General features: G+C 54.6%; 19 protein-coding genes, 1 tRNA gene and 1 other RNA gene. 12 read left to right on the forward strand and 9 right to left on the reverse strand.

Features of this window, described 5'->3' with window-relative positions:
* The first annotated feature begins 14 nt into the window (after positions 1-14).
* Positions 15-3,383, forward strand: coding sequence for a pilus assembly protein (locus tag AC0KVQ_RS07510; protein ID WP_473420524.1), 3,369 nt, complete (start codon positions 15-17; stop codon positions 3,381-3,383).
* Between the two features lie 349 nt (positions 3,384-3,732).
* Here AC0KVQ_RS07510 and hemL read toward each other — a convergent pair whose 3' ends face one another.
* Complete coding sequence (gene hemL, locus AC0KVQ_RS07515; RefSeq protein WP_473420525.1) at positions 3,733-5,013, reverse strand: glutamate-1-semialdehyde 2,1-aminomutase; 1,281 nt, start codon at positions 5,011-5,013, stop codon at positions 3,733-3,735.
* 265 nt (positions 5,014-5,278) lie between these two features.
* Between hemL and AC0KVQ_RS07520 the strand changes: the two genes are divergently transcribed.
* Complete coding sequence (locus AC0KVQ_RS07520) at positions 5,279-6,808, forward strand: inorganic phosphate transporter (protein WP_473420526.1); 1,530 nt, start codon at positions 5,279-5,281, stop codon at positions 6,806-6,808.
* A gap of 56 nt (positions 6,809-6,864) precedes the next feature.
* On the opposite strand, the gene AC0KVQ_RS07525 is transcribed toward AC0KVQ_RS07520, so the two are convergent.
* The 3 genes from AC0KVQ_RS07525 to AC0KVQ_RS07535 all read right to left on the reverse strand — a co-directional run bounded on the left by AC0KVQ_RS07525 (position 6,865) and on the right by AC0KVQ_RS07535 (position 9,079).
* A complete protein-coding gene (locus AC0KVQ_RS07525; protein ID WP_473420527.1) occupies positions 6,865-7,422 on the reverse strand; it encodes a CNP1-like family protein in 558 nt (185 codons plus the stop codon).
* A gap of 135 nt (positions 7,423-7,557) precedes the next feature.
* The gene (locus AC0KVQ_RS07530; protein WP_473420528.1) at positions 7,558-8,532 is read right to left on the reverse strand and encodes a cation diffusion facilitator family transporter; all 975 of its coding nucleotides are present in this window, start codon (positions 8,530-8,532) and stop codon (positions 7,558-7,560) included.
* Positions 8,533-8,536: 4 nt separating this feature from the next.
* Positions 8,537-9,079 (reverse strand): cytochrome b/b6 domain-containing protein, encoded by a 543-nt coding sequence (locus tag AC0KVQ_RS07535; RefSeq protein WP_473420529.1) that lies wholly within the window; start codon positions 9,077-9,079, stop codon positions 8,537-8,539.
* 185 nt (positions 9,080-9,264) lie between these two features.
* Here AC0KVQ_RS07535 and AC0KVQ_RS07540 point away from each other — a divergent pair, with 185 nt between their 5' ends.
* The 3 genes from AC0KVQ_RS07540 to AC0KVQ_RS07550 are packed head-to-tail and all read left to right on the forward strand — an operon-like array spanning position 9,265 to position 10,995.
* On the forward strand, positions 9,265-9,504 hold the full coding sequence (locus AC0KVQ_RS07540) for a sulfurtransferase TusA family protein (protein ID WP_473420530.1): 240 nt from the start codon (positions 9,265-9,267) through the stop codon (positions 9,502-9,504).
* Position 9,505: 1 nt separating this feature from the next.
* Positions 9,506-10,540, forward strand: coding sequence for a dihydroorotase (gene pyrC / locus AC0KVQ_RS07545; RefSeq protein ID WP_473420531.1), 1,035 nt, complete (start codon positions 9,506-9,508; stop codon positions 10,538-10,540).
* Positions 10,537-10,995, forward strand: a complete 459-nt coding sequence (locus AC0KVQ_RS07550; RefSeq protein WP_473420532.1) for a hypothetical protein — start codon at positions 10,537-10,539, stop codon at positions 10,993-10,995. The genes pyrC and AC0KVQ_RS07550 overlap by 4 nt, the downstream gene beginning before the upstream one ends.
* Before the next feature lie 68 nt (positions 10,996-11,063).
* On the opposite strand, the gene AC0KVQ_RS07555 is transcribed toward AC0KVQ_RS07550, so the two are convergent.
* Complete coding sequence (locus AC0KVQ_RS07555; RefSeq protein WP_473420533.1) at positions 11,064-12,797, reverse strand: potassium/proton antiporter; 1,734 nt, start codon at positions 12,795-12,797, stop codon at positions 11,064-11,066.
* Between the two features lie 184 nt (positions 12,798-12,981).
* Here AC0KVQ_RS07555 and rnpB point away from each other — a divergent pair.
* The 7 genes from rnpB to AC0KVQ_RS07590 all read left to right on the forward strand — a co-directional run bounded on the left by rnpB (position 12,982) and on the right by AC0KVQ_RS07590 (position 18,614).
* Positions 12,982-13,356: RNase P RNA component class A (gene rnpB / locus AC0KVQ_RS07560), an RNA gene on the forward strand.
* A 23-nt stretch (positions 13,357-13,379) separates the two neighbouring features.
* Positions 13,380-14,384, forward strand: a complete 1,005-nt coding sequence (locus AC0KVQ_RS07565) for a lactonase family protein (RefSeq protein WP_473420534.1) — start codon at positions 13,380-13,382, stop codon at positions 14,382-14,384.
* A gap of 83 nt (positions 14,385-14,467) precedes the next feature.
* Positions 14,468-14,544 (forward strand) — tRNA-Met (locus AC0KVQ_RS07570).
* Positions 14,545-14,931: 387 nt separating this feature from the next.
* Positions 14,932-15,405: a universal stress protein gene (locus AC0KVQ_RS07575; protein ID WP_473420535.1), complete on the forward strand. Its 474-nt coding sequence runs from the start codon at positions 14,932-14,934 to the stop codon at positions 15,403-15,405.
* Positions 15,406-15,606: 201 nt separating this feature from the next.
* Positions 15,607-17,085 (forward strand): inorganic phosphate transporter, encoded by a 1,479-nt coding sequence (locus AC0KVQ_RS07580; RefSeq protein WP_473420536.1) that lies wholly within the window; start codon positions 15,607-15,609, stop codon positions 17,083-17,085.
* A 350-nt stretch (positions 17,086-17,435) separates the two neighbouring features.
* On the forward strand, positions 17,436-17,606 hold the full coding sequence (locus AC0KVQ_RS07585) for a hypothetical protein (protein ID WP_473420537.1): 171 nt from the start codon (positions 17,436-17,438) through the stop codon (positions 17,604-17,606).
* Between the two features lie 234 nt (positions 17,607-17,840).
* Positions 17,841-18,614 carry a substrate-binding periplasmic protein gene (locus AC0KVQ_RS07590; RefSeq protein ID WP_473420538.1) on the forward strand — a complete coding sequence of 258 codons (774 nt, stop codon included), beginning with the start codon at positions 17,841-17,843 and terminating at the stop codon, positions 18,612-18,614.
* Between the two features lie 219 nt (positions 18,615-18,833).
* Here AC0KVQ_RS07590 and AC0KVQ_RS07595 read toward each other — a convergent pair whose 3' ends face one another.
* Genes AC0KVQ_RS07595 through AC0KVQ_RS07610 form a run of 4 tightly spaced genes read right to left on the reverse strand, consistent with a single transcriptional unit; the run spans position 18,834 to position 24,180 of the window.
* Positions 18,834-21,461 carry an EAL domain-containing protein gene (locus AC0KVQ_RS07595; protein ID WP_473420539.1) on the reverse strand — a complete coding sequence of 876 codons (2,628 nt, stop codon included), beginning with the start codon at positions 21,459-21,461 and terminating at the stop codon, positions 18,834-18,836.
* 4 nt (positions 21,462-21,465) lie between these two features.
* A complete protein-coding gene (locus tag AC0KVQ_RS07600) occupies positions 21,466-22,239 on the reverse strand; it encodes a Mut7-C RNAse domain-containing protein (RefSeq protein WP_473420541.1) in 774 nt (257 codons plus the stop codon).
* Between the two features lie 2 nt (positions 22,240-22,241).
* Positions 22,242-22,826: a hypothetical protein gene (locus tag AC0KVQ_RS07605; RefSeq protein ID WP_473420542.1), complete on the reverse strand. Its 585-nt coding sequence runs from the start codon at positions 22,824-22,826 to the stop codon at positions 22,242-22,244.
* On the reverse strand, positions 22,804-24,180 hold the full coding sequence (locus AC0KVQ_RS07610; protein ID WP_473420543.1) for a cyclic 2,3-diphosphoglycerate synthase: 1,377 nt from the start codon (positions 24,178-24,180) through the stop codon (positions 22,804-22,806). The genes AC0KVQ_RS07605 and AC0KVQ_RS07610 overlap by 23 nt, the downstream gene beginning before the upstream one ends.
* Positions 24,181-24,332 lie beyond the last annotated feature (152 nt).

The following is a 24,332-nucleotide window of genomic DNA, read 5'->3' on the forward strand; positions in this document are numbered from 1 at the left end:
CCAAGGATTAAATCATGAAATTATTTAATTTTAGTAAAATACTGTTTTTTATATCTACCTTGATTGTTGCCAATGGCCAAACACTGGCGGAAGATATTGATCTATTTGTCGGGAATACGTCATCAAGCACTGCACCAAATATATTGATTGTATTGGATAACACTTCGAACTGGGCAAGGCAAAGTCAGCAGTGGCCTGGTGGAGAGCAGCAAGGCCAGTCTGAAGTGATGGCAATCAAACAGGCGCTGAGTGCTTATAGCGCTGGTAAAATAAATATTGGTTTGATGGAGTTTGTTTCAGATGGCAATGCAAATGACAATGGTGGTTATGTAAGACATGCAATTAAATCGTGGGATGGGAGTACTAATACTTCAGCATTTAATGGTAAGTTAGATACCATTTATGCTGGAATTAACTCTACAATTGAAAAGAGAAATTCAAATACTGAATATGGTAATCTGGTATATGATGTTTATAACTATTTAGCTGGTAATAATGTATACAATAGTGGCGGGGGGACTCCCATCTCGCTTGCTGATGGTGCTGGGTATCAAGTGTTACCTACAAGGTTTAAATCTCCTCTGACGGATGAAAGTATTTGTAATAATACTTATATTATATACATTACTAATCCAAATAGTAGTGGACCGGCTACGGATAGTAGTAATAATTCAACGGTTCTTGCTAATCTAATTGCAGCGGCTGGCGGTACAAAGGATAAGTTGGCAGGTGATAGCACTGGTTTACCTATTCCCCTTCCTATTTTTACGACTACTACGACTACTGAATCTACACTTTTAAAAACGACAACCTCTTGTTATTCAAAAAATGAGAGTTGTTCTAATGTTATATCGAGTGAATCTGTAGATTGTACTATTTATGGATCATGTACATGTACAGAATTGACTAGTAATAGTTGTAATAATAATCAACGTTTATTTAAAATATTTGGTAATAATAGTGTTTTTACAGTAAGTGAGACAAATACATATAACAACACAGTTGGCACAAGTTGGAATTTCGATGATTGGGCAAAATTTTTGTATTTGTATGGTGTTCCTTATGGAACTGGAGACAATGCAATACGTGTAAAAGCTGTAACCTATACAATAGATGTATTCAATAAGCAACAAAATGCTGAACATACCAGCTTGATGATGAGTGCTGCAAAAGTTGGCGGTGGTCGTTACTTTGCAGCCAAGAATAAACAAGCCATTACAGTAGCGTTACAGGAAATAATTTCTGAAATTCTTTCCGTCAATTCATCCTTTGCTTCTGCCGCACTTCCAGTAACGGCGACTAACCGTAGTCAAAACGAAAACCAGGTTTATGTCCCTATGTTCAGGCCAGATCCACAGGCTCGCCCTCGTTGGTTTGGTAATTTGAAACGCTATGAAATTGGTTATAGTGATGGATATCTGGCCCTAGTTGATAAAAACAAGAATGCTGCAGCCAATGGTCAAACAGGATTTATCAATGATTGTGCTATCAGTTATTGGACGACTGGTACAGGATTTACTGATAATTCCGGCTCAGTATTGAACAACTATTGGCAAAACAGAGCTGTATCACCAGATCCAAGAAGTGAATGCAGTTCGGCGACTTATCCCTATTCTGACAGTCCAGATGGTCCATTTGTGGAAAAGGGTGGCGTTTCTGAAATTTTACGTAAAGGTAATACTGCCACAGATGGTCTAGTTCATCGCAGCATCTTTACTCAAGTAGATTCTACAGGCCTTGTTACATTCAATTCTACTAATTCTAGTCTAAGTGATTCTTTAGTGAATTATATAAGAGGCCAAGATATTGATAATGCCGATGGGAATAAGATAACGGATTCTGAGGCACGCATTACGATTCATGGGGATGTTGTTCATTCCAAGCCATTGCCAATCAACTATGGCGGTAGTACGGGGGTCACCGTTTTTTACGGAAGTAATGATGGCATGTACCATGCAGTTAATGCGCAGACAGGGGTAGAACGCTGGTCTTTTGTTGCTAAAGAACATTATGGAAAATTAGCTCGCATAAAGGATAATTCACCAAGTATTAAATATCCAAATCAAACAACGGATGTTGCTAGTAGCAATACACCTAAAGACTATTTTTTTGATGGATCAACCGCGTCGCTGACCTACTACAATTCATCCGGTTCAATTACCAAAGCTTGGATTTATCCAACCATGCGCCGTGGTGGAAGAATGTTGTATGCGTTGAATGTAACTGATCCAACATCACCACAATTTATGTGGAAAAAAGGTTGTGGATCTTCGGACGACACTACATGCGATACCGGATTCACCGGTATCGGGCAAACATGGTCTGTGCCTGCCTTGGGATTGGTGAAAGGCTACGAGAGTGGCAACAAGCCAGTATTGATCATTGGCGGTGGCTATGACAGCTGTGAGGATAGTGATTCCGCTACAACTACTTGCACCAGCGCTGAAAAGGGCCGTGCAGTTTATGTATTGGATGCTCAGTATGGAACCTTACTGGCTACCTTCCAGACGGAAGGCGCCGTTCCTTCTGATGTCGCTCTCGCGGATGTGGACAGTGATGGGCGTGTAGATTTTGCTTATGTTGCTGATACACGAGGCAATGTTTATCGGATCGACTTTGTTAATCCGAGTACCCATGCCGCCCGCGCCAGTGCTGATTGGACAATAAAGAAAATTGCCTATACCACAGGAGCAAATCGTAAATTCCTGTATGGACCGGATGTATTTAATGTTGGTTCCGCAATTTACTTGGCTCTTGGATCAGGTAATCGAGAAAGGCCGCTGATGAACAATTATCCGTATGCAAGTGATGTACAAGATCGTTTCTATATGCTCATGGATCAGCCATCTCAGGATATAGCTGCTTATAGTTTGGATAGCACGACCTATATGAATCAAGCCTCAGCTAGTTCCAGCTCCAGTGCTGCTAGCTGTACGACTGAAAAAATTGTACCAGGAACTACCAAACGCGGATGGTGGTATGACTATGCCTATAGAGGTGAACAGACTGTGACTTCTGCACTGATTCATCTTGGTACGGTGACATTTAGTACCTCTCAAGCAGGTTCTAGCACTACGACTGGTAACATGTGCGCCAAACCTTTGGGTGTGGCAAGAAGTTATACGCTGAATTTGTTTAATGGATCAGGGGCCGTCAATTCTTCGAACAACTGTGGCGGAGATGCGTTTGTTGAAATGGCAGGTGGTGGTATTCCACCTTCGCCAGTTTTGGCCACAGTAGTAATTACTTTGCCTGATGGATCTTCCAAGAAGGAAACAGTCATTATCGGGGCTGGATCCAAGGGTATTGGTGATGTCAAGGATGCTAAACCAAAAGTAAGCCCGAAGGTAAAACGAAAATACTGGGGTTCAAATATTGATTAATTTTTATGTCGATAGAAATTGTATTCATTTCTTGGATTAAGGGTATGGCTGGTTTGTGATGTATGTATAAATATCTTAACAGGGTGGTGAAAAACGTTTTCGAGCGGGATAAAACTCGAAAAGCCACCGACAATTGCTCAAAAAATGGGCAAAAACGGCCTATTTTGAGCCTGGTTTATCCTTTTTCGCCCCGGGACTCCGCACATTTTCGATTTTCTATGGGGTGTCTCGGACTTTTTCACCACCCTGTTATAGCGGAAGCTTCAAAAGTATGTAGTCGTTTGCATTGGCTGGAATGCAAACCGCCATGCCGGATAAAACCGGCTTGGCAGCTTGAAAAGTGAATTGTTCAGACCTGACTAATTAGTAAATTTTTTGAAGATGCTAGGGTAGACTTAATTTCATTATTTGAGTGTGCATTTGACACAAACCCTGCCTCAAACGCTGACGGTGCCAGATAAACGCCTGCTTCCAGCATCGCGTGGAAGAAAGCATTGAATCGGTCCCGGTCGCTCTGCATCACATCCTGATAGCTCTGTGGAATGTTTTCTGAAAAATACACGCCGAACATACCGCCCACGCTTTGCGCACAGAAGGCAATACCCAATTCCTTGCCAATGGCATTGAATCCATCTGTCAGCATGCGGGTCTTGCTGCTGAGTTCATCAAAAAATACGGGTTTTCTGATTTCGTTTAGCGTAGCCAACCCTGCTGCCACGGCAACCGGGTTGCCCGATAGGGTGCCGGCCTGGTAGACCGGGCCGAGTGGTGCCATTTTGGCCATGATGTCGGCGCGGCCACCGAAGGCGGCCAGCGGCATGCCGCCGCCGATGACTTTACCGAGGCAAGTCAGATCAGGGGTGATGCCGTGCAGGCCTTGAGCGCATTGCAGCCCTACGCGGAAACCGGTCATCACTTCGTCGTAGATCAAGAGTGCGCCATGCTGTTGGGTGAGTTGGCGCATGGCCCGGATAAAGGCGGGGCTGGCTTGCACCAGATTCATGTTGCCGGCGATGGGCTCGACGATGATGGCGGCGATTTCGCCGCCTTGTGCGGCAAACAGGGTTTCCAGTGCGGCAACATCGTTATATGGCAGTACGATGGTATCGTTGGCGACTGCTTCAGTCACCCCGGCCGAAGATGGGTTGCCGAAGGTCAGCAGGCCGGAGCCGGCTTTTACCAGCAGGCTGTCGGCATGACCGTGGTAGCAACCTTCAAATTTCACCAGTTTGTTGCGGCCGGTAAAGCCGCGCGCCAGGCGGATGGCGCTCATGGTGGCTTCGGTGCCGCTGGAAACCAGCCGCACCTGTTCGATGGATGGCAGCAGTTCGCAGATCAGATCAGCCAGATCGATTTCAGCTTCAGTTGGGGCTCCAAAGCTCAGGCCATTGCGGGCAGTGCGTTCCACCGCTTCGATCACGGCCGGGTGGGCATGGCCCAGGATCAATGGCCCCCAGGAGCCGACATAATCGATGTAGCGCTTGCCATCGGCATCCCAGACGAAGGCGCCTTCTCCTTTGACAAAAAAACGCGGTGTGCCGCCAACTGAACCAAATGCACGGACAGGCGAGTTCACGCCTCCCGGGATGTGACGTTGCGCGCGTTGGAATAGTTGTTCGTTACGGGTCATGTTGGGTTCCTGAACTCGATAAGGAGTAAAAGCGTATGGCCAGATTATGCCCATTCGCCTGGTTTTTCTCATAGGTATGTATATTAAACCGAGCCTATTAAATGCCGTTGTTATGCACCAATGTAGTGCAAGTATTGTCCAGACAATACCGAGTGTGCATAAAGTAGCAACATGAACGACATAAATCTGAAACAATCCTGTTTTTCCATCCGGGATGCTAAAAGTGGACAAAAAAGGTAATTCTCAAACGGTTACTGGAAGCCAGTTGAAACTGGACCTGATGCGCTATGGCATCTGCTTGCTATTCATTCTGGGAGCAATGTATTACACCATCGGCTTCGAGCAGGGTGGGCCGATGTTGGTGGTTTCCGCCATGATCGGCGCCTACATGGCGATGAATATCGGGGCGAATGATGTGGCCAACAATGTTGGTCCTGCCGTGGGTTCAAAAGCGATTACGCTTACCGGTGCGCTTATTTTGGCGGCGATTTTTGAAGCGGCCGGAGCATTGATCGCCGGTGGCGAGGTGGTGGGTACGATTCGCAGCGGTATTATCAATCCGGCGATGATCCCGGATTCGAATACCTTTGTATGGTTGATGATGGCGGCATTGCTTGCGGCAGCACTCTGGTTGAATGTTGCCACGGCAGTCGGTGCTCCTGTTTCCACTACCCATTCGATTGTTGGTGCGGTACTGGGGGCAGGTGTGGCAGCCAGTGGCTATGACATTGCCAACTGGGCCAAGGTGGGCACGATTGCGGCGAGCTGGGTGATTTCGCCGGTGCTGGGTGGCTTGATCGCTGCGGCATTCCTCTACCTGATCAAGCGCAGCATTACTTATCAGCAGGATATGTCGGCAGCAGCTTCGCGCATGGTGCCGGTTCTGGTTGCCGTCATGGTGTGGGTATTCTCGGTTTATATCCTGCTCAAGGGCCTGAACCAGGTCTGGAAAATCAGTTTCGGCGCCGCTTCACTGTATGGGCTGATATTGGCTGGCGCGGTTTATTATGTGGTGAAGCCACGCATTAACCAGCGCGCACAGGAATTGGGCAACAGCAAGCATGATGTCAACCAGTTCTTTACCTTGCCGCTGATCTTTGCCGCAGCCTTGCTGAGCTTTGCTCATGGCTCCAATGATGTGGCCAATGCAGTCGGCCCGCTTGCGGCGATCGTAGATACCGTTTCCAGTACTGGCGAAATCCATAGCTCGGCTTCAATTCCGTTCTGGGTCATGATGCTGGGTGCTGCCGGTCTGGTCATTGGTCTTGCCATGTTTGGCCCGAAGGTGATCCGTACCGTGGGTTCGGAAATCACGGAACTGGATCAGATGCGTGCATATTGCATTGCCATGTCGGCAACGCTTACCGTGATTCTGGCCAGTCAGCTGGGCTTGCCGGTGAGTTCCACCCATATCGCGGTGGGCGGCGTATTCGGTGTTGGCTTCCTGCGTGAATATTTGAAGAGCCGCTATGCCGCCATGATTGCAGAAATCCGCGCGCACCACGCTGATTCTGACCAGGTAGCGCTCAATGATTTCATCGGTCGCTTTGAAAAGGCATCCATCAAGGAAAAGGATGTGATGCTGCGCGAGTTGAAGATCAAGGCCAAGGAAAGCATGGATCCGGAATTGCTCTCCAAAATGGAACGCAAGGGTCTGCGCAAGGCTTATCGCAAGGAACTGGTAAAACGTTCACAGATGTTGCGTATTGCGGCGGCCTGGGTGATCACGGTGCCGGCGTCAGCAGTGATGGCGGCGATGATTTATTACATGCTGCGTGGCGCGTTGCTGAACTGATTACGTTGCGTAGAAATAAAAAAACCGGTCGAGGCAGACCGGTTTTTTTATGCCACTTACTTTTGGTTCTCGGCGCGTTCTCGCGGGGGGAGTTTGCCGTCTTTCAGTGAATTCACGATGGTTTTCAGGCTATAAGGCCCGGCATCGCCGCAGAAATCATCGATCATCGCAAACTGCCAGGTGTTGCGTACGCTGTCATGCGGTATGCGCCAGATCACGGTATCGGTCTTGCGCCAGGTAAGATCCGGATTGCCCCAAGCATAGTTGCGGTAACGCGACGAGAAACAATCCAGCCCTTCAAAGAACACATTGCGCAAGCCGGTTTTCGCAACAACGGCGATGGCATAGCGCATGATGCGGTCTTCCTTGCCAATCGAGATTGAATCCACGGCGATTTCGATACGATTGGTACCCATCTGCTTGCCAGCATCGTAAATGCGCCATTCCTTCAGGCTGGCCAGATCCGGCATGTCGAACGATTCTTCAACCGGTGGCGGCATTTTTTCGGCATCGGTACTCATCCAGCGCTTGATATCACTTTCTTCGGGTTTTTCGGCAAGGACAAGACTGGAAGCAAGCAAGAGGGAGAGGCACAACAAACGGCGTGGCAGCATGGGCAAAGCTCCTTTCAAGCGGAGCATCGTAGCAAGTTGAAGGCATTGGCTCAAGGAAACAGGAAGCTCTCGTCCGCTTGCGGGAGGAAAGAAGCCGTAGGTCGGGTTTTAACCCGAGACCCTACAGCCATGGATTTAGTGATGCAGCGGCTTGATCGGGATGATGCGGCCGGATACCTGGCTGAACCAGATCGGTTGCAAGGTGGCATGGTCAATGCCATAGCGGCTTTTCAGCACATGGTTGATCCGCGCCAGCAATACCGGCCAATGCTGATGATCACGGATGACCAGATGGGCGGATAGTGCCGTGCGTTTGCCGCCAATGCGCCAGATATGCAGGTCATAGACTTCGATAACCCCGGCTTCACTGGCCAGCGCATGGCCGATTTCGTGCAGGTCGAGGTGTTCCGGCACGCTGTCCATCAGGATATTTACTGATTGAGACAGTACGGACCAGGTCGAACGCAGGATCAACAAGCAGACAAATACGGAGAGGATCGGGTCGATCGGTGTCCAGCCGGTGAAATAGATGACGCTGCCAGCCATGATCGCGGCCACCGAGCCGAGCAGATCGCCCAGTACATGGATAAAGGCGGCGCGGCTGTTCAGGTTGTCGTGATCATGTCCAAGCTGCCAGGCCGAAACGATATTGACCAGCAAGCCGACCAGTGCGATCACCATCACGCCCAGGCCATTGATCGGATTGGGGTTCAGCAGACGCTGCACCGCCTCGATAAAAATCCACAGCACCAGCCCGAGCATGGCCACGCTGTTGAGCAAGGCACCAATGGTTTCGGCGCGGGCATAGCCATAGGATTTGTCATAGTTGGCGGGCCGCTGGCCGATCAGGTTGGCCACCAGTGCCAGCAACAGGGCGCCGGCATCGGTGAACATGTGGCCGGCATCCGAGATCAGCGCCAGCGAACCGGACCACAACCCCCCTGCCAGCTCGATCAAGCCGAAGCCACCGGTGATCAGCAGGGCCAGCATCAGCCGGCGCTGGCTGCGTGGCGCACCATGATGATGGTGGTGGTGGGCAGAATCGAACTCATCGGCATGATGATGGCCATGTTCGTCGTGCCCCGCGTGTTCGGCATGCGCTGTGTGCATGGTGCTATTTCCCGTCGGCAGTGTTATCCGGGTCGCGCGGTTTGTTGCCGTGAATCATGCTGGCGATCAGGTTTTCACGGTGGCGCCAGCTTTCGACCAGGGCGCCGATCACATGCAATACGATGGCAGCAATCATGATACGTGCCAGGGTTTGATGAATGCCGAGCAATGTTTCATCTTCGTAAAACGCATCGGTGGTCATCAGAAAGCCGGAAATACCCAGCCCCAATACCAAGGTCAGCAGCAGCAGCATCATGACGGCACCCAGCGGGTTATGGCCGATGAAGCGAGGTGGCCGGTTCTGCAAGAGTGCCTTGATATAGGGAAACAGGCGCGAAGGCCACGGAAACCAATCCGAAAACCGTGCATGGCTGGTTCCGACAAAGCCCCAGACAATGCGTACCAGCACGCAGGCAGAAGCCAGCATGCCCATTGCCCGGTGAACCGGATGGCCGCTTTCGTTGAAAAAAAGATTGCTGAACACACATATCACCAGCACCCAATGAAGGATGCGCACCAGCGGATCCCAGACTCGAATTTTCTGCATCGTTTTCTCCTGTTTAACTACGAACCCGACCCTTGCTGATGGGCAGAATGGCGAATGCATGAACCACGCCGAGAGCAATAATTCACCATAACAAAAATCCGGCGCATACACAGGCCAGATGGCAGCAAGCAAGTCTGCAACGCACGGTACAATGCGGTTTTTGCAAGTTTTCGAGGAGATCCGGCATGGCCGAGCGCCCTACTCCCAACCTGTCGATTGATCTTTCCGGGCTGAATTGCCCGTTGCCGATCCTGCGCACCAAGAAAGCACTGGCACCCTTGACCAGCGGCGAGGTGCTGCATGTGACCTGCACCGATCCGGCGACCCCGACTGATTTCACGGCATTCTGCAAACAGACCGGCAATGAAATGATCGAGTGCTGGCAGGATGCCGACAAATTCCTTTTTTTGATCAGGAAACGCTGACATGACGCAAACCATTACGATAACCCGGCCCGACGACTGGCATCTGCACCTGCGCGATGGCGCCATGATGGCGGCCGTGGTGGCACACAGCGCGCGTGAATTTGCCCGTGCGATCGTGATGCCCAACCTCAAGCCGCCTGTGACCACGGTTGAACTGGCTGCGGCGTATCGCCAGCGCATTCTGGCAGCCCTGCCGGCCGGCAGTGATTTCCAGCCACTGATGACCTTGTACCTGACCGACAACACCCCGCCCGCCGAGATCGAGCTGGCCAGGGCCAGCGGGTTTGTCAACGCAGTGAAGCTCTATCCGGCTGGCGCCACCACCAATTCCGACAGCGGCGTGACCAGTTTCGACAAGGTGATGCCCACGCTGGAGAAAATGGCGGAGGTGGGTTTGCCGCTCTTGGTGCATGGCGAGGTGACCGATCCGACAGTGGACGTGTTCGATCGCGAAGCCGTTTTCATCGATACCATCCTGCAGCCCTTGGTGGCGCGTCTGCCGCAATTGAAGGTGGTGATGGAGCACATCACCACCGCGCAGGCAGCCGAATTCGTACTCGGTGCGCCAGCCAATGTCGCCGCCACCGTGACGGCGCACCATCTGTTGATGAACCGCAACGCCATGCTGGTTGGTGGCATCCGCCCGCATCTCTACTGCCTGCCGGTACTCAAGCGTGAAACTCACCGGCAGAAGCTGGTCGAAGCGGTGACCAGCGGCAGCAGCAAATTCTTCCTCGGCACCGACAGCGCGCCGCATGCCAAGCACACCAAGGAAACTTCCTGTGGTTGCGCCGGCATGTATACCGCCCATGCCGCGCTGCCCTTGTATGCCGAGGTGTTCGATGCTGCCGGTGCGCTCGACAAGTTCGAAGCCTTTGCCAGCCTGAACGGCCCGGCTTTCTATGGTCTGCCGGTCAATCGCGGTACGGTGACGCTGGTGAAGGAAAGCTGGAGCGTGCCGGCAGAATACCCGGCTGGCGAATATCCGGTGGTGCCGTTGCGTGCGGGTGAGACCATCGCATGGCGTCTGGCATGATCGTTCATCGCACCGTCAGCCACCCGGCCTGGTGGCTGTTCGGTGTCGGGTTGGCGCTGGCAGCCTGGTGGGGATTGCCGCTGATCGAATCGAGCGAGTTGCAGAACAACTTCTTTGGCTTGTTCTGGTATTCGATGCTGATATTAGGAGCGGGCTTTTGGGCAGTGCCGGCCGAGCAGCGCGCCACCGCGCAGCATATTGAACGGCGCTACTGCCTGCTGGGCGTGGTAACCCTGTGGCAACACCGTTATCTGGTCAGCGATTTCCGCGCCGTGTTGCTGGAGCAGGAACCCAATATGTTTGGCCGCGACAGTGTATGGGTGATGTTTGCCGGCGCCGGAGATAGCCGGCTGGTTTTCGCACGTTTTCGTGCCAGCCAGCGTGGAGTGGATGCCGCCATGGCGCTGACAAAACAGCTTTCAGAACAAACCGGCCTGCCAACCGAAACCCCGTAGGACGCACTACAGTCCGTCGGCGATTGGTTTTGCCCCTCTCGCCCGTTTAGGGAGAGAGGGAACCTGCCTCAATCCTGTCCCGGTTGCAGTTTCAGGCCAACCTGCGTGATCTTGCTGCCCGCCATGGCGCGAACGGTCAATTCGATCCGGTCGACGATCACCCGATCTCCCTCCACCGCCGGTCGACCCAGGCGGTACTGAAGCAAGTCGGCGACTGTGCCCGAGGCCTCATCGGCGGCCAGCGCCAGCCCATAGGCATCGGCCAGATCGCAGGCCGCCGAGTTGGCATCGAGCACGAATTCCCCGAAGAATTTTTGCGGAGCCAGTTGGCCGCCGCCATCGAAACGGGAAAAAAATTCGGCATGGTGTTCAGCCTCTTCCTCGCTGGCCAGCAGCCAAACTTCGTCATCAGCTTGCAGGGGCCAATTACTATTGCTTTCGAAACGCTGGCCGTTGCGCACCCAGAACAGGCAAGGCACCGGCTTGTCATGCTCGTCGCGCAGGCGATCGGCATACTGGCCACAGGCCAGTGCAGCGGCCGTCAGGCGGAAAGAATACAACTCGACCGAATGGTTGCGATCCAGCCACAGGGTTTTGTTTTGCAACGGGGCGGGGCGGGGTGGCACCACGACTTTCAGCCAGCGCGCCATCAAGGGAACCGTACTGCCTTGAACGATCAGCGACACCAGCACCACCGCAAAGGTTGCATCGAACAACAGACGGGCATGGGCGATATCGGCCATCACCGGAAATACCGCCAGTACAACCGGCACTGCGCCGCGCAGGCCAACCCAGGCAATGTAACTGATTTCCCGGCGTGGAAATCGGAACGGTGCCAGACATAGCAGCACACCGACCGGGCGGGCGATCACGATCAGGAAGATGGCCACCGCCAGAGCCTTGAAACCGTAATCGAGCAAATTGGATGGAGTGACCAGCAGGCCCAGAATCAGGAACATGCCGGCCTGCGCCAGCCAGGCCAGCCCGTCCATTACGCGCAAAACCAGTTCGGTCGCGCGGCTGCGGCTGTTGCCGATCAACAAGCCGGCCAGATATATCGCCAGAAAACCACTGCCGCCCAGCTGGTTGGTTACGGCAAACACGAACAGACCGCCCGAGGCGATCAACAGCGCATACAGTCCTTCCGCCAAACGAACCCGATCCAGCACCCAGGCCAGGGCATAGCCACCGGCCAGACCAGCCAGCGTGCCCAAGCCAAATTGCTGTACCAGATACAGCAGGCCGCCGGACAAGGTTGCGGTCTCGGGTTTGGTAATCAGATCAAGCAGCAATACCACCAGGAAGATCGCCATCGGATCATTGGCGCCGGATTCAATTTCCAGCGTCGCGCCAACACGTTCATTGAGACGTACACCGCTGAAACGCAGCAGGCTGAATACGGCTGCGGAATCGGTCGAACCGACGATAGCGCCGAGCAACAGGCCATAGCGCCAGTCCAGTCCAAAGATCCAGGTGGCAAACAAGCCCATCAGTCCGGCAGTCAGCGCCACACCGGCGGTGGCGAGCACCGCAGCGGGCTTGAGGGCGACACGGAAGGTACTGATCTTGGTACGCAGCCCGCCATCGAGCAGGATGATCGCCAGCGACAGGTTACCGACCAGAAAGGCCAGCTGGAAATTGTCGAATGGAATGCCGCCCGGCCCGTCTTCGCCCGCCAGCATGCCCACGCCAAGAAACACCAGCAGCAAGGGCAAGCCAAGCCGGGTGGAAAGCGTGGTGGCCAGCACGCTCAAAAACAGCAGCAAACCGCCGAGCAGGATCAGGGTGTTGGTCAACGTCATGGCGAACCGTGGAACAGGTCAAGGATATGGATATTTAACAAGACCACCATAACGTCTGGTAAGTGCCCATGGCAACGAAAAAAATGTGTATTCGCGCATTCTTGAAAAAATGAGTAGGGATACTCATGGCAAGTCGCTGATTTTCTTTGCGCGGATGGTGCTTGGGCAGGATAATCCCCATCGCGAAGCAGGCCAGACAGTCGCTGCCCGTGCAAACGGGGGGAGGAAAGTCCGGGCTCCACAGGACAGGATGCCGGCTAACAGCCGGGCGCCGTGAGGCGACGGAAAGTGCAACAGAGAGCTGAACCGCCGATGGCCCATTACTTCGGTAGTGGGATCAGGTAAGGGTGAAAAGGCGAGGTAAGAGCTCACCGCGGACGTGGTAACACGGACGGCAGGGTAAACCCCATCCGGAGCAAGACCAAGCAGCAGGCAGTGAGGCGGTCCGCTGAGCCTGCGGGTGTGTTGCTTGAGCCCAGTGGCAACGCTGGGCCTAGAGGAATGACTGTCACGCCGGGCAACCGGCGAACAGAACCCGGCTTACCGGCCAGCTTCGCATCCAATTTCTACGAGGAGTGCAGTGTGTTGCAGACCTTCGTCTACGTATCCTGTTCCCAGAGTCGGGAAATCCAGGTTTTTTCCCTTGATGTAGCAACGGGCGAACTGGCGTTGGAACAGTCTTGCCCGATGCCGGCATCGGTACAGCCGCTGCGTATCAGCCCGGATAAAAAAATCCTGTTTGCCGGCATGCGCGATCCGCACGCGGTGGCTTCTCTGGCGGTGGATGCCCAAACTGGCAAATTGACCTTGCTCGGTCAGCAGCAGGTGGCTGGCCCGGCCACGTTTGTTGCCAGTGATCAGAACCAGCACATGCTGTTTTGTGCCTCCTGGGGCGGCAACAACCTGAGTTGCTGCCCGCTCGACGCCCAAGGCGTACCGCAACCGGTGAGCCAGACCGAACACGATCTGCCGCGCGCGCATGCTGCACTTACAGATGCGAGCAACCGCTGGCTGCTGGTGCCCACGCTCGGTGGCGATGCAATTCGTGTCTATGCGTTGCTGACAGATGGCCGCATCGTGCCGAATGATCCACCGTTGGTTCAATGCCGCCCGGGCAGTGGTCCGCGCCATCTGGTTTTTTCCAATGACAATCGGTGTGTGTATTGCCTGAACGAACTTGATGGCAGTATCGATCGGTTCGAATTCGATGTGAATTCGGGAAAATTGTCGTTGAGCCAATCGGAAAGCATGTTGCCAGCAGGCAGCACGGCAAAGCCATGGGCTGCAGAGTTGCGTGCCACGCCGGATGGCCGATTCCTGTATGCCACCGATCGTACGCTGAGCATCATCACCGCATTTGTCCTTGACCCTGACAACGGAAAGATGACGCTGATTGACCACTTCCCGACTGAAACGCAGCCACGCGGCATGGGCATTGATGCTTCCGGTCGCTGGCTGATCGCTGCCGGCCAGTTGTCGGGCCAGCTTACGGTGTATGCCATTGATGCTGGTTCGGGCCGGCTGAATCCGCAGCATCGCTATCCGACAGGGCAAGACCCGATCTGCGTCGAAATTGCTGCTTGGTAACGATTATTCGAAGTGGCGCATTTTGCATGGAGGGCTATTGACAGCAGGTACGCCCCGCTGGCAGAATCGCGCCTCTATTCGATGGCTATGTAGCTCAGTTGGTTAGAGCACAGCACTCATAATGCTGGGGTCAGTGGTTCAAGTCCACTCATAGCCACCACCGAATTCAAGGCCTCGACTCTGTCGGGGCCTTTTGTTTTCAATGGCTTGGCGCATTCGTGTCTAACCATACAGCCCTCGAATCGAGGCGTGATCCTGCCGGTATGTCTTGTCGTATTTCCCGTTTCAGAGGCTAAGTTTTCAAATAAAGTGGGACAAATTTTGGACAGAACATACTGCCCTAACCATTCCATCTTTCTGCATTATCAAAACGACAATCCCGCACATTGGATAGCTGTAACTGCCCGGAAACATCCGTGTTACTGCATCGCAGTCCATGCCGGAGACAGGCGTGCAACGCAAATTCCCAAAGTGTTCTCTATGATTGAATTGAATGCTTGGGATGATGTTTTCCCTCTATGCCTATCCTTCCGCACAGGAGAAAATCATGTACCAGCGAATTTTTGTGCCCGTCAATGGCAGCGAAACCTGCGCTGTCATACTTGAAGAAACCCGGCGCTTGGCTTGTGCGCTGCACGCCAAAGTTTGCCTTGCCGAGATTATCGACACCTCGCAATTTGCCGAAGACCCGATCGAGCTTGTTCATCAATTGCATCTGGCAGAGCCGCAGCGGCAGCTTGACGAAAATAGGGAAGAATTTCGCCGTTACCTGGCAGCGAATGCACAGTCGCTGCAACAAGCGGGAATCGAAACTGAGACAAGGTTGCTGGAAAAATATGGCGGAAAAGTTTCCAAGGCGATCGTACAGGCTGCAGAAGAGTGGGGCGCACAGTTGATTGTCATGGGTACCCATGGCCGCAGCGGGTTGCAGCATTTGCTGATGGGCAGTGTGGCCGAAGAGGTTATCCATCACACCCGGATACCCATCCTGCTGTTACATATTCCTCCTGACGACGAATAAGCGGGTGGCTTGCATGCATGCTGTGTCCGCACAGCCTTTCTTCGGCATGACGGAATTCTGATGGTTTGTCTGGACATAGGCTTTTCGATATGGAACAAATGACAATCTTGTCGATAAGCCGATGTTTGTTTGCGATAGTGCAACCTGAATCAGGCGGATTGATCGATAATCCGCCCTGTTTTTTACTGTCCCCAAAAATTCATGTTAAGTCTTTTTTCCGGTCTTGATTTCAGCGTCGGTCTCAGCTTGCTGTTCGCCCTCGCTTTCGTGCTGGCGTTTGAATTCATCAACGGCTTTCACGATACGGCCAATGCGGTTGCCACGGTGATTTATACCAAGGCCATGCCTGCCCATCTGGCGGTCACCGCTTCCGGTATATTCAACTTCTTTGGCGTTCTGCTTGGTGGCCTGAGTGTGGCATATGCGATTGTCCATCTGTTACCGGTGGATATGTTGCTCAACGTCGCCTCGACGCAGGGCATGGTCATGGTGTTTTCGCTGCTTGCCGCCGCCATTATCTGGAACTTCGGTACCTGGTATCTGGGCTTGCCGGCTTCCAGTTCGCATACGCTGATCGGTTCCATTCTGGGCGTAGGACTGGCTAATGCCTGGATCAGTGGCTTGCCCCTTGCACAAGGTATCAACTGGAAAAAAGCCATCGATGTGATGCTGTCGCTGGTGGTTTCCCCGACAGTTGGTTTTCTGATCGCCGCCATACTCCTGTTGCTGCTGAAGTACCTCAAGCCGACATCCCGCATGCATAAGACGCCGGAAGAACGTCAGACCATTGATGGCAAAAAACACCCGCCTTTCTGGACACGCGTGGTACTCATCGCTTCGGCCATGGGCGTGAGCTTTGCCCATGGCTCCAACGACGGGCAGAAAGGCGTGGGTCTGATCATGCTGGTGCTGATCGGCATCGTGCCGGGCAAATTCGTGCTGAATATGGATAGCAGCGCCTATGAGATCCTGCGAACCCACGATGCTGCAGTACACATGCAACAATTCTACGAGCGACATAATGACAAGCTTGCCGAACATCTGGCGATCGGCAAGGCATCGACCCAGACGCTGCCTCCGTTGTTCAAGTGTGATGCCAAGCTGACCATTCCTGCTATCAACGAACTGGTCACGACGCTGAATCCGCAGACCGTCAAGAGCTACGATGTGCTGGACGTGGAAACCCGCCGCAAGGTGCGTCGCCTGCTGCTGTGCTTGGATGATACTGCCAAGAAAGTCGGTAAACTGCCAGGAATCTCGTCCAGTGAACGTGCAGACCTCGATAGCCTGCGCAAGGATCTGACCGCAACCACTGAATACTCGCCGACTTGGGTAATCTTTGCGGTAGCTTTGGCGCTGGGCATTGGCACTATGATCGGCTGGCGTCGCGTTGTGCTGACTGTCGGGGAAAAGATCGGACAAAAAGGCATGACCTATGCCCAGGGTGCATGTGCGCAGATTACGGCAAGTTGTGCGATTGGCTTGGCCAATGTTTTCGGCCTGCCGGTTTCGACGACGCATGTGCTCTCATCGGGGGTTGCCGGCACGATGATCGCCAACAGAAGCGGCCTGCAGGGCGGTACGGTCAAGAACATCCTGCTCGCGTGGTTGTTGACCATGCCTTCATCCATGCTGTTGGCCTGTGCCTTTTTCTGGATCGGCACACGCCTGTTCAACTGATCTCTTGCTTTCTTCCATGCCAGGTCTGGCCATGAATTCATGGTTTTCAGGTCAGCCTGGCAGTACATTCCTGATTCCGGGCAACATGTCCGGATCTTCTCTTCAGCCTTTCGGCGATTCCTTCTTGCCACAGGTGTGTAATTGCCAGCGACCAGCAGCCGGGTGAGTTTGCATGGTTGGTAATGGGCAATCCGGGTTAAACGTTTCCAGCATCCGCTTACCGCAAAAAAACCATGCTTTGGCAGAAAACCACATATAAAACATAGTCATATAAATGTTTTGTAAGAAAAGTGCTACGTGGCATATAGGTAAGGATCTTTATGGTATTTATTTATGAATGATTCCTGAAATTGCGTAAGCACGGTACTGGTTACTTGTTGCTGACCTACCGCAAGTGCCTGCCGGCTGATGTACTCAAGATCGACCAGAGCTTCGTGCGCGACATGCTTACCGATCCGGATGATCTGGCGATCGTCGAAGGCGAGAAAACGGCCGAATATGGCACCAACCACTTGCAGTGACATGAGCCAGGCTGAACTCAGCGGGGGAGCTCATCGTGGTGCTGTACGCCAGCTGTGGCTGACCGATCCTGCTAAGCCCTAGCCCATCAAGGCTTCTGGCGAATGGATTTCTGGCTGAATATCCGGCCTGCCTGGCGATGACAAGCTATAAATTGAAATGGAGCGGTATACGAAAGCTGCGGGTGAATAAACCTGTCAGCATCATGTCGATCAATCTTGCTCAAGCAGATAATCATGTCTCGCAAAATGTTCCTCGCAGCAACATGGCTATCGTTGTTGTGGTCTTGTGCCTTCGCAGCTGAACCGCTAAGGCTCGTCAGCTACGCCTATCCTCCCTACGTTGAACAAACCCAGAACGGCGCACAAGGCTTGAGCGTGGACATTGTCAAAGAGGCCTTTGCGCGCATGCAACGGCCTGTTCTGATCGAGTTCTACCCGTTTGCGCGTGGGGTAAGGATGATCAGCGAAGGCGTGGCCGATGGACTTTTCACGATCAAGAAAACACCGGAAAGAACCGCTTCGATGCTTTTCCCGCAAAGGCCGCTGTTCAGTCAGGATTATGTGTTCTTTACCCTGAAGGATTCGGGTTTCCACTTCGACGGCCACTTCTCCACGATTGCCGATATGCGCATCGGCGTGGTCAATGCCACCCATTACGGCGATCGCTTTGGCGATGCGGTCAAGTCAGGCGAGTTCAAGCATCTGGATTCGGCCAGCGATTACGAGCTGACTTTCCGGAAGCTGCTCGGCAAGCGCGTGGATGCGGTGATCTGCAGCCGGCTGGTGGGTCTGGCCATCCTGAAAAATATGGGCGCGGCCGACAAGACCCGCATCAGTGGTCCACCCACGGAATCCGCAGTCAGTTATCTGGCGTTTTCCCGTGCCCGAGTCCATCCCGATGTGGCCGTTGAATTTGACCGTGCCATCGAATCCATGGAAAAAGATGGCACGATCAAAAAATTCTTCTTGAACTACCATTTCCCCAACCAGGCTGGGGTACAACGCTAGGTTCTGTTGGCATTTGATTAATTTTTACGCGGAAGGGTATTTTGCTCCAGGACAAGCCCGCCAATTTTGCCGGATGCTTTGTCGCCAATGCGCTTTGCTTGCGCCGTAGGTCGGGTTTTAACCCGACAGCACTGATCATTGTGTCGGGTTAAAACCCGACCTACGGCACCCCGGCAAGCTGGCGGAATTGCGTAAAAAACAATCAAATGCCAACAGAGCCTAGGCCAGTAGCGCTGCCGGCACCGGCCGGCCGAACAAATAGCCCTGGAAATGGCGACAGCCGATGGCTTGAAGTGCCTGTTGTTGCGCGACCGTCTCCACGCCTTCCGCAATTACGTTCAGTTCAAGACTTTCACCCAGCGTGAGAATTGCCTTGATGATGGCCGCATCGTCGGGGTCGGTGAGCAGATCGCGGATGAAGGAGCGGTCGATCTTGAGCTGATCCAGCGGCAGGCGCTTCAGGAAACTCAGCGACGAGTAGCCAGTACCGAAATCATCGAGCGAAAACCATACGCCGGCGGCTCGCAGCCGCGTCATTTTGGCGATGACGCTGTCGACATCATCGATCAGCTGGCTTTCGGTCAGTTCCAGTTTCAGGTGATCGGCACGGGCGCCGGTTTGCTGCAGCACCCGCAGTACCTTGTCGGCGAAATCTGGCTGGCGGAACTGGTACGCGCTGACATTCACCGCGATACAACGCGCGGCCGTTGCGGGGGTGCTTGCCCAGGCAACTAGCTGTTGACAGGCCGCCTGCAGAATCCAGTCGCCCAATGGCAGGATCAGGCCACTGCTTTCTGCCACCGGAATAAAGCGGCCGGGCGGCAGCAGGCCATGCTGGGGATGTTGCCAGCGTACCAGCGCTTCCGCAGCGACAATGTGGCCGCTGGCATCGACTTGCGGCTGGTAGTGCAGCACGAATTGCCCATGCGCCAGCGCTTCACGCAGATCAGCTTCCACACTGGCGCGTTCGCTGACCTTGGCCTGCATGGCCGGGTTGAAAAAGCGTACGGTATTGCGGCCATCGGCCTTGGCCTGGTACATCGCCATATCGGCACGCTTGAGCAGGATTTCCTTGCTGTTGAATGAATCGGAAAACATGGCAATGCCGATGCTGACCGAGCATTGATGAAATTGCCCGGTAAGTTCGTAGGGTTGACCGAGGACCGCGCTGATTTTCTTGGCGGCTTGCTCGGTCTGGCGCAGTGCCTCGCTCTGCAGCGCGCTCAAATCCTGCAGCATGACCACGAATTCATCGCCGCCCAGCCGCGCCACGGTATCTTCTTCCCGCGTGCAGGCATTTAGCCGCTTGGCCACCTGCACCAGTAATGCATCCCCGGTATCGTGGCCCAGGGTATCGTTCAGATCCTTGAAGTTGTCGAGGTCGATAAACAAGAGGGCGCCATCTTGCGGATGGCGGGCATAGGCGGCGAGCGCATGTTGCAGGTGATCCTGCAGCAGCCTGCGGTTGGGAAGTTGCGTCAGCGGGTCGTAGAACGCCAGCTGGTGAATTTCTCGCTCGGTTTTTTTCTGGCGAGTGATGTCGGTGGAAACGCCGCACAGCGCATAGATCTCGCCATCGGGCCGGCGCAGCGGCAGCTTGATCGAAAGATAGGCACGTGTCTCGCCGCTGGCCAGATCGCAGTTTATTTCCTCGACTTCGATGCGCTCACCCTGCTCCAGCACGCGCTGATCGATCTGGCGCAGACTGGCCGAGGTAGTGGCATCGAAGAACTCATGGTCCTCGTGGCCGATCACGTCAGCCCCGCTGCGGTTGAACAATTCGCAAACCTTGCGATTGACATACTGATAACGGTAATCGCGGTCCTTGATGAAAATATAGGCTTCCACGCTGTCCAGAATCGTATTCAGCCTGGTTTCGCTATCGCGCAATTGCCGGGTTTTTTCCGCCACCTGCCGGCGCAGGAGCGAAACACCGGCGAGCGTCAGCAGCAGCATGCCGCTCAGAACGGCCAGCCCCCACCACACCGCGGCCGGCAAATCAGCTTGGTGTGGTGCATCCATCCAGCGTTCAAGCGTTTTGTAATAGAGGGATCCCTGTTGTGACTGCCATTGCGCCAGATGGCGATCGATGGCTGCGAGCAGGTCCGCGTTGTGCCCCTTGCGGCTGGCATAGAAGAGTTTGCTGGGCAGAAAGACGATGGATGTTTCCAGCAACTGGTAGCGTGGCGCCTGCACATCGCCCGTGAAGCGGCTGGCAACCATGACATCGGCGGTTTTGTTTGCAACCGAGCTGAATGCCTCCTGGATGGTTTTGACCGGTAGCAGTTCAGCCTGAATGCCAAATCCCGGCAACAGTTCTGCCAGATAGGTTTGCTGGATCGAGCCGGCCACCACCGCGATGCGTTTGCCGTGCAGGTCCAGGATAGATTCGAGCTGGATGCCGTCACGACGATAAATTCTGGACCAGCTATGCAGGGCGGGTTGCTGGTGAAAATCGAATTGGCGTGCGCGCTCTTCCGAGTAGGCCGTATCGGGCAGCAGGTCGATCTTGCCCTCGCGCAGGGCATCCAGGCAGGCCTGCCATTCGCACTGCATGGTGCGCAAGGTCCAGCCTTCCTCGCGCGCGATGGCTTGCAGCAGATCGCCCAAGATGCCGCTCGGTTGCCCTTCCTGATTGATCAGAATCTTCGGTTCGTTGTTATAGGCGCCGACGATGACCTGCTTGCCGTGATCGGCCTGGGTAAGTGCGGGCAACAGCAAGACAAGCATGCCAAGCACAAGCAGACGGGCAAGGCGCATAAGGCAGGAAGGGCTGCGTGGCATAAGGCTATGGGCGAGAAAACTCTCGCCGGGCTCCTTGTTGATACCGGCATTGACCAGAGGCATGGAATTATACGTTCTGATTAGGCCTGTCGGCATGCGCAGGATGGGCGGACGGCAGGATCAGTTCGTCCTGCAGCATGCGCTGCATGCGTTGCCAGTGGCTGCCGGGCCAGTAGATGCGTCCGCATTGATCACATCTGGTGAAGTGCGTCTGCTTCACGCGTACGGATGGCGGCAGGTGATCAAGCACGCGCTGCTTGTCGACCGTGCGTAGCGGCTGGTTGCACTCCAGGCAAAGGGTGAACGGTTGCATGCAGGATTGCAGCGCCAGCCGGCAGACGATTTCCCGCCACTGTTGTGCGGGTTGCTGCGCGTGAACAAAGCAGCCATGCGTGATTGTGCGTTGCTTGAGCAGTTCACGATCGCGCGTGAGCAGGATGCGGTACTCGCGCACCGACAATGCAGCCAGTTCCCGATCCCCGTAATCATTGCGATACAGCGTATCAAAGCCCGCCATGCGCAGCAGACGGGCCAGGCCACCCAGATGGGCATCGGCAATAAAGCGCGGTGCGGCGGGAGCCTCTGTGGTGGCTGGGATGTCGGGTTTTGCGCGCTTGGGATAAATTTCGACAGCATCACCATCCTGCAACAAGCGGTCGAAACCCGAATCCTCGGTATTGACGCAGATGCGCCCGACCTCGGTATGCGGTATGCCCAAGGCTTCGATCATGTGCTTGGTGGTGGCCGCCCGGGCACACGGCACGCTGAAGGCAAGATTGCGTCGCGCCTTGGGCAGAAAATCATTCAATTCTTCATGGAAACGGAACGTGGCGAGAACCATGGCTATGCCTGTTCATCATCCTGATATTGCTTGCGCAGCCGTGTCAGCCCCTGGCGCAAGGCTTCGCCATCGCCATGATCGAAAAATTGCGGGTAGCGCCCATGCGCGCCCTTGATGCGGCGTGCGTGCTTGATCGGGCACCAGTATTGTTCGGTGCGCGCGGCCACTCCACGCGTGTAGGCCGCCACGCCATTGCCATAGGAGCAATAGAAACAGTTGAATTTTTCGATCAGGTTCAGGTAGGGCAGGTCTTCGCGGTCAAAGATCAGGTAGTCGGAGCGCCTGACCTTGGGAATGCGGTAAATCGGAAAGCAGATGATCTGGTAGACAGTGACAAACAGATCCATCAGCAGGAAGGGAATCCAGCCGAGATAGATCACTGGCGCGCTCAGCATGACCTGCAGGCGGCTTCTGAGCAGGAAGCGGAACAGGCCGATCTTGTAGCGGCGCTGCTGGCGCTGGACTTCTTCGGCCAGCTGGCGCTGCTTGTCCTGCAGGGTTTCGCGCGACTGGCGGTATTCGTCCTCGAGCTGTTCCTGCAGTGCCTGGATGCGTTCCAGCAGTTCATCGATCTGTTTGTTTGCCATGCACTCGATCTCCACCTGCGGGGTGTCGTTGCAAGAAATCCGTGATCAGCCCGGCCAGGCCAGGTTGTTCGGTTTCGGCAAACTCGTAGCGCGCGCGGAGCACCGGTTTGCTCAGCGCGAGCAAGGCGGCCAGGTCGATCGGTGTTGCCGAGATGATGGCTTCGGCCGGCGTGGCTTCGATGGTGGCGCGCAACGCCTGCAGTTGCTCGTGCGAATAACCGAGCGCCGGCAGTACAGCGCCGATATGCGGATACTGCGCATACGTCGCCTGTAGCAGTGGCGCAGCGTACGGGCGCGGATCGACCGGTATGGCGCCAGCCGCGATGGCCGCCACATGGCCGGCGCCCCAGGGCATGCCGCCATGCGTGATGGTCGGGCCATCCTCGATCACCAGTACCCGCTGTCCGCGTACGCGGGCGGCATCGTCCAGCATCACCGGCGAGGCCGCACACAGAATGGGAATGGTCGGATGCAGTTGCGCGAGCGATTGCTGCATCTGGCGGATAGGGTCGGCCGGTGCGCTATCGCACTTGGCAATGATCACGCAGTCGGCCATGCGCAGTACCGCTTCGCCCGGATGGTGGCTGGTTTCGTTGCCCAAGCGCAGCGGATCGACCAGCACGATATGCAGGTCGGGGCGCACGAAGGGAAAATCGTTGTTGCCGCCATCCCAGAGAATGATGTCGGCCTCGTGCTCGGCCATGGCGACGATGCGGGCGTAATCCACCCCGGCAAAAACGATGTTGCCGGCTGCCAGGTGTGGCTCGTATTCCTCGCGTTCCTCGATGGTGCAGTCGGCTTGAGCGAGATCTGCGGGCGTGGCAAAGCGCTGCACGGCCTGGCGCGCCAGATCGCCATAGGGCATCGGATGGCGGATCACCGCGACCTTTCGGCCCTGTTCGCGCAAGAGGCGCGACAGATAGCGTGTAGTCTGCGATTTGCCGCAGCCGGTGCGCACCGCCGAAACGGCAATGACCGGCACACGCGCATTCAACTGGGTGTGCTGCGGCCCCAGCAATAGAAAATCGGCGCCTGCAGCCAGTGCACGTGAAGCCAGATGCATGACATGGCTGTGCGTGACATCGCTGTAGGCAAACACAACCAGCTCGATCGCCTGTTGCCGGCACAGCGCATCAAGTTCGTTCTCGTCAATGATCGGAATGCCTTGCGGATAAAGCGCACCGGCGAGCTCTGCCGGATAGCACCGGCCGGCAATGCCGGGGATCTGGGTGGCGGTAAACGCGATCACTTCGATGGCCGGATCATCCCGGTAGACGAGGTTGAAGTTATGGAAGTCGCGCCCGCCGGCACCGAGGATGACCACGCGTGTGCGGCGTGTTAGTGAAGAACACATGTCCGGGTTCCTTGTCTGTCTGCATTCAGGCCTGGTCACCGTAAATCGATATTTCAAGAGCGGCACTTCCAGCCTAGCCTGAAAAGCCGGTAATTGTGGCGGCAATCACGAGCTTGCCGGGCGCTTTCCTATAATGCGGATTGTTGGTTCCA

The sequence above is a fragment of the Formivibrio sp. oc-25 genome (assembly GCF_055810895.1).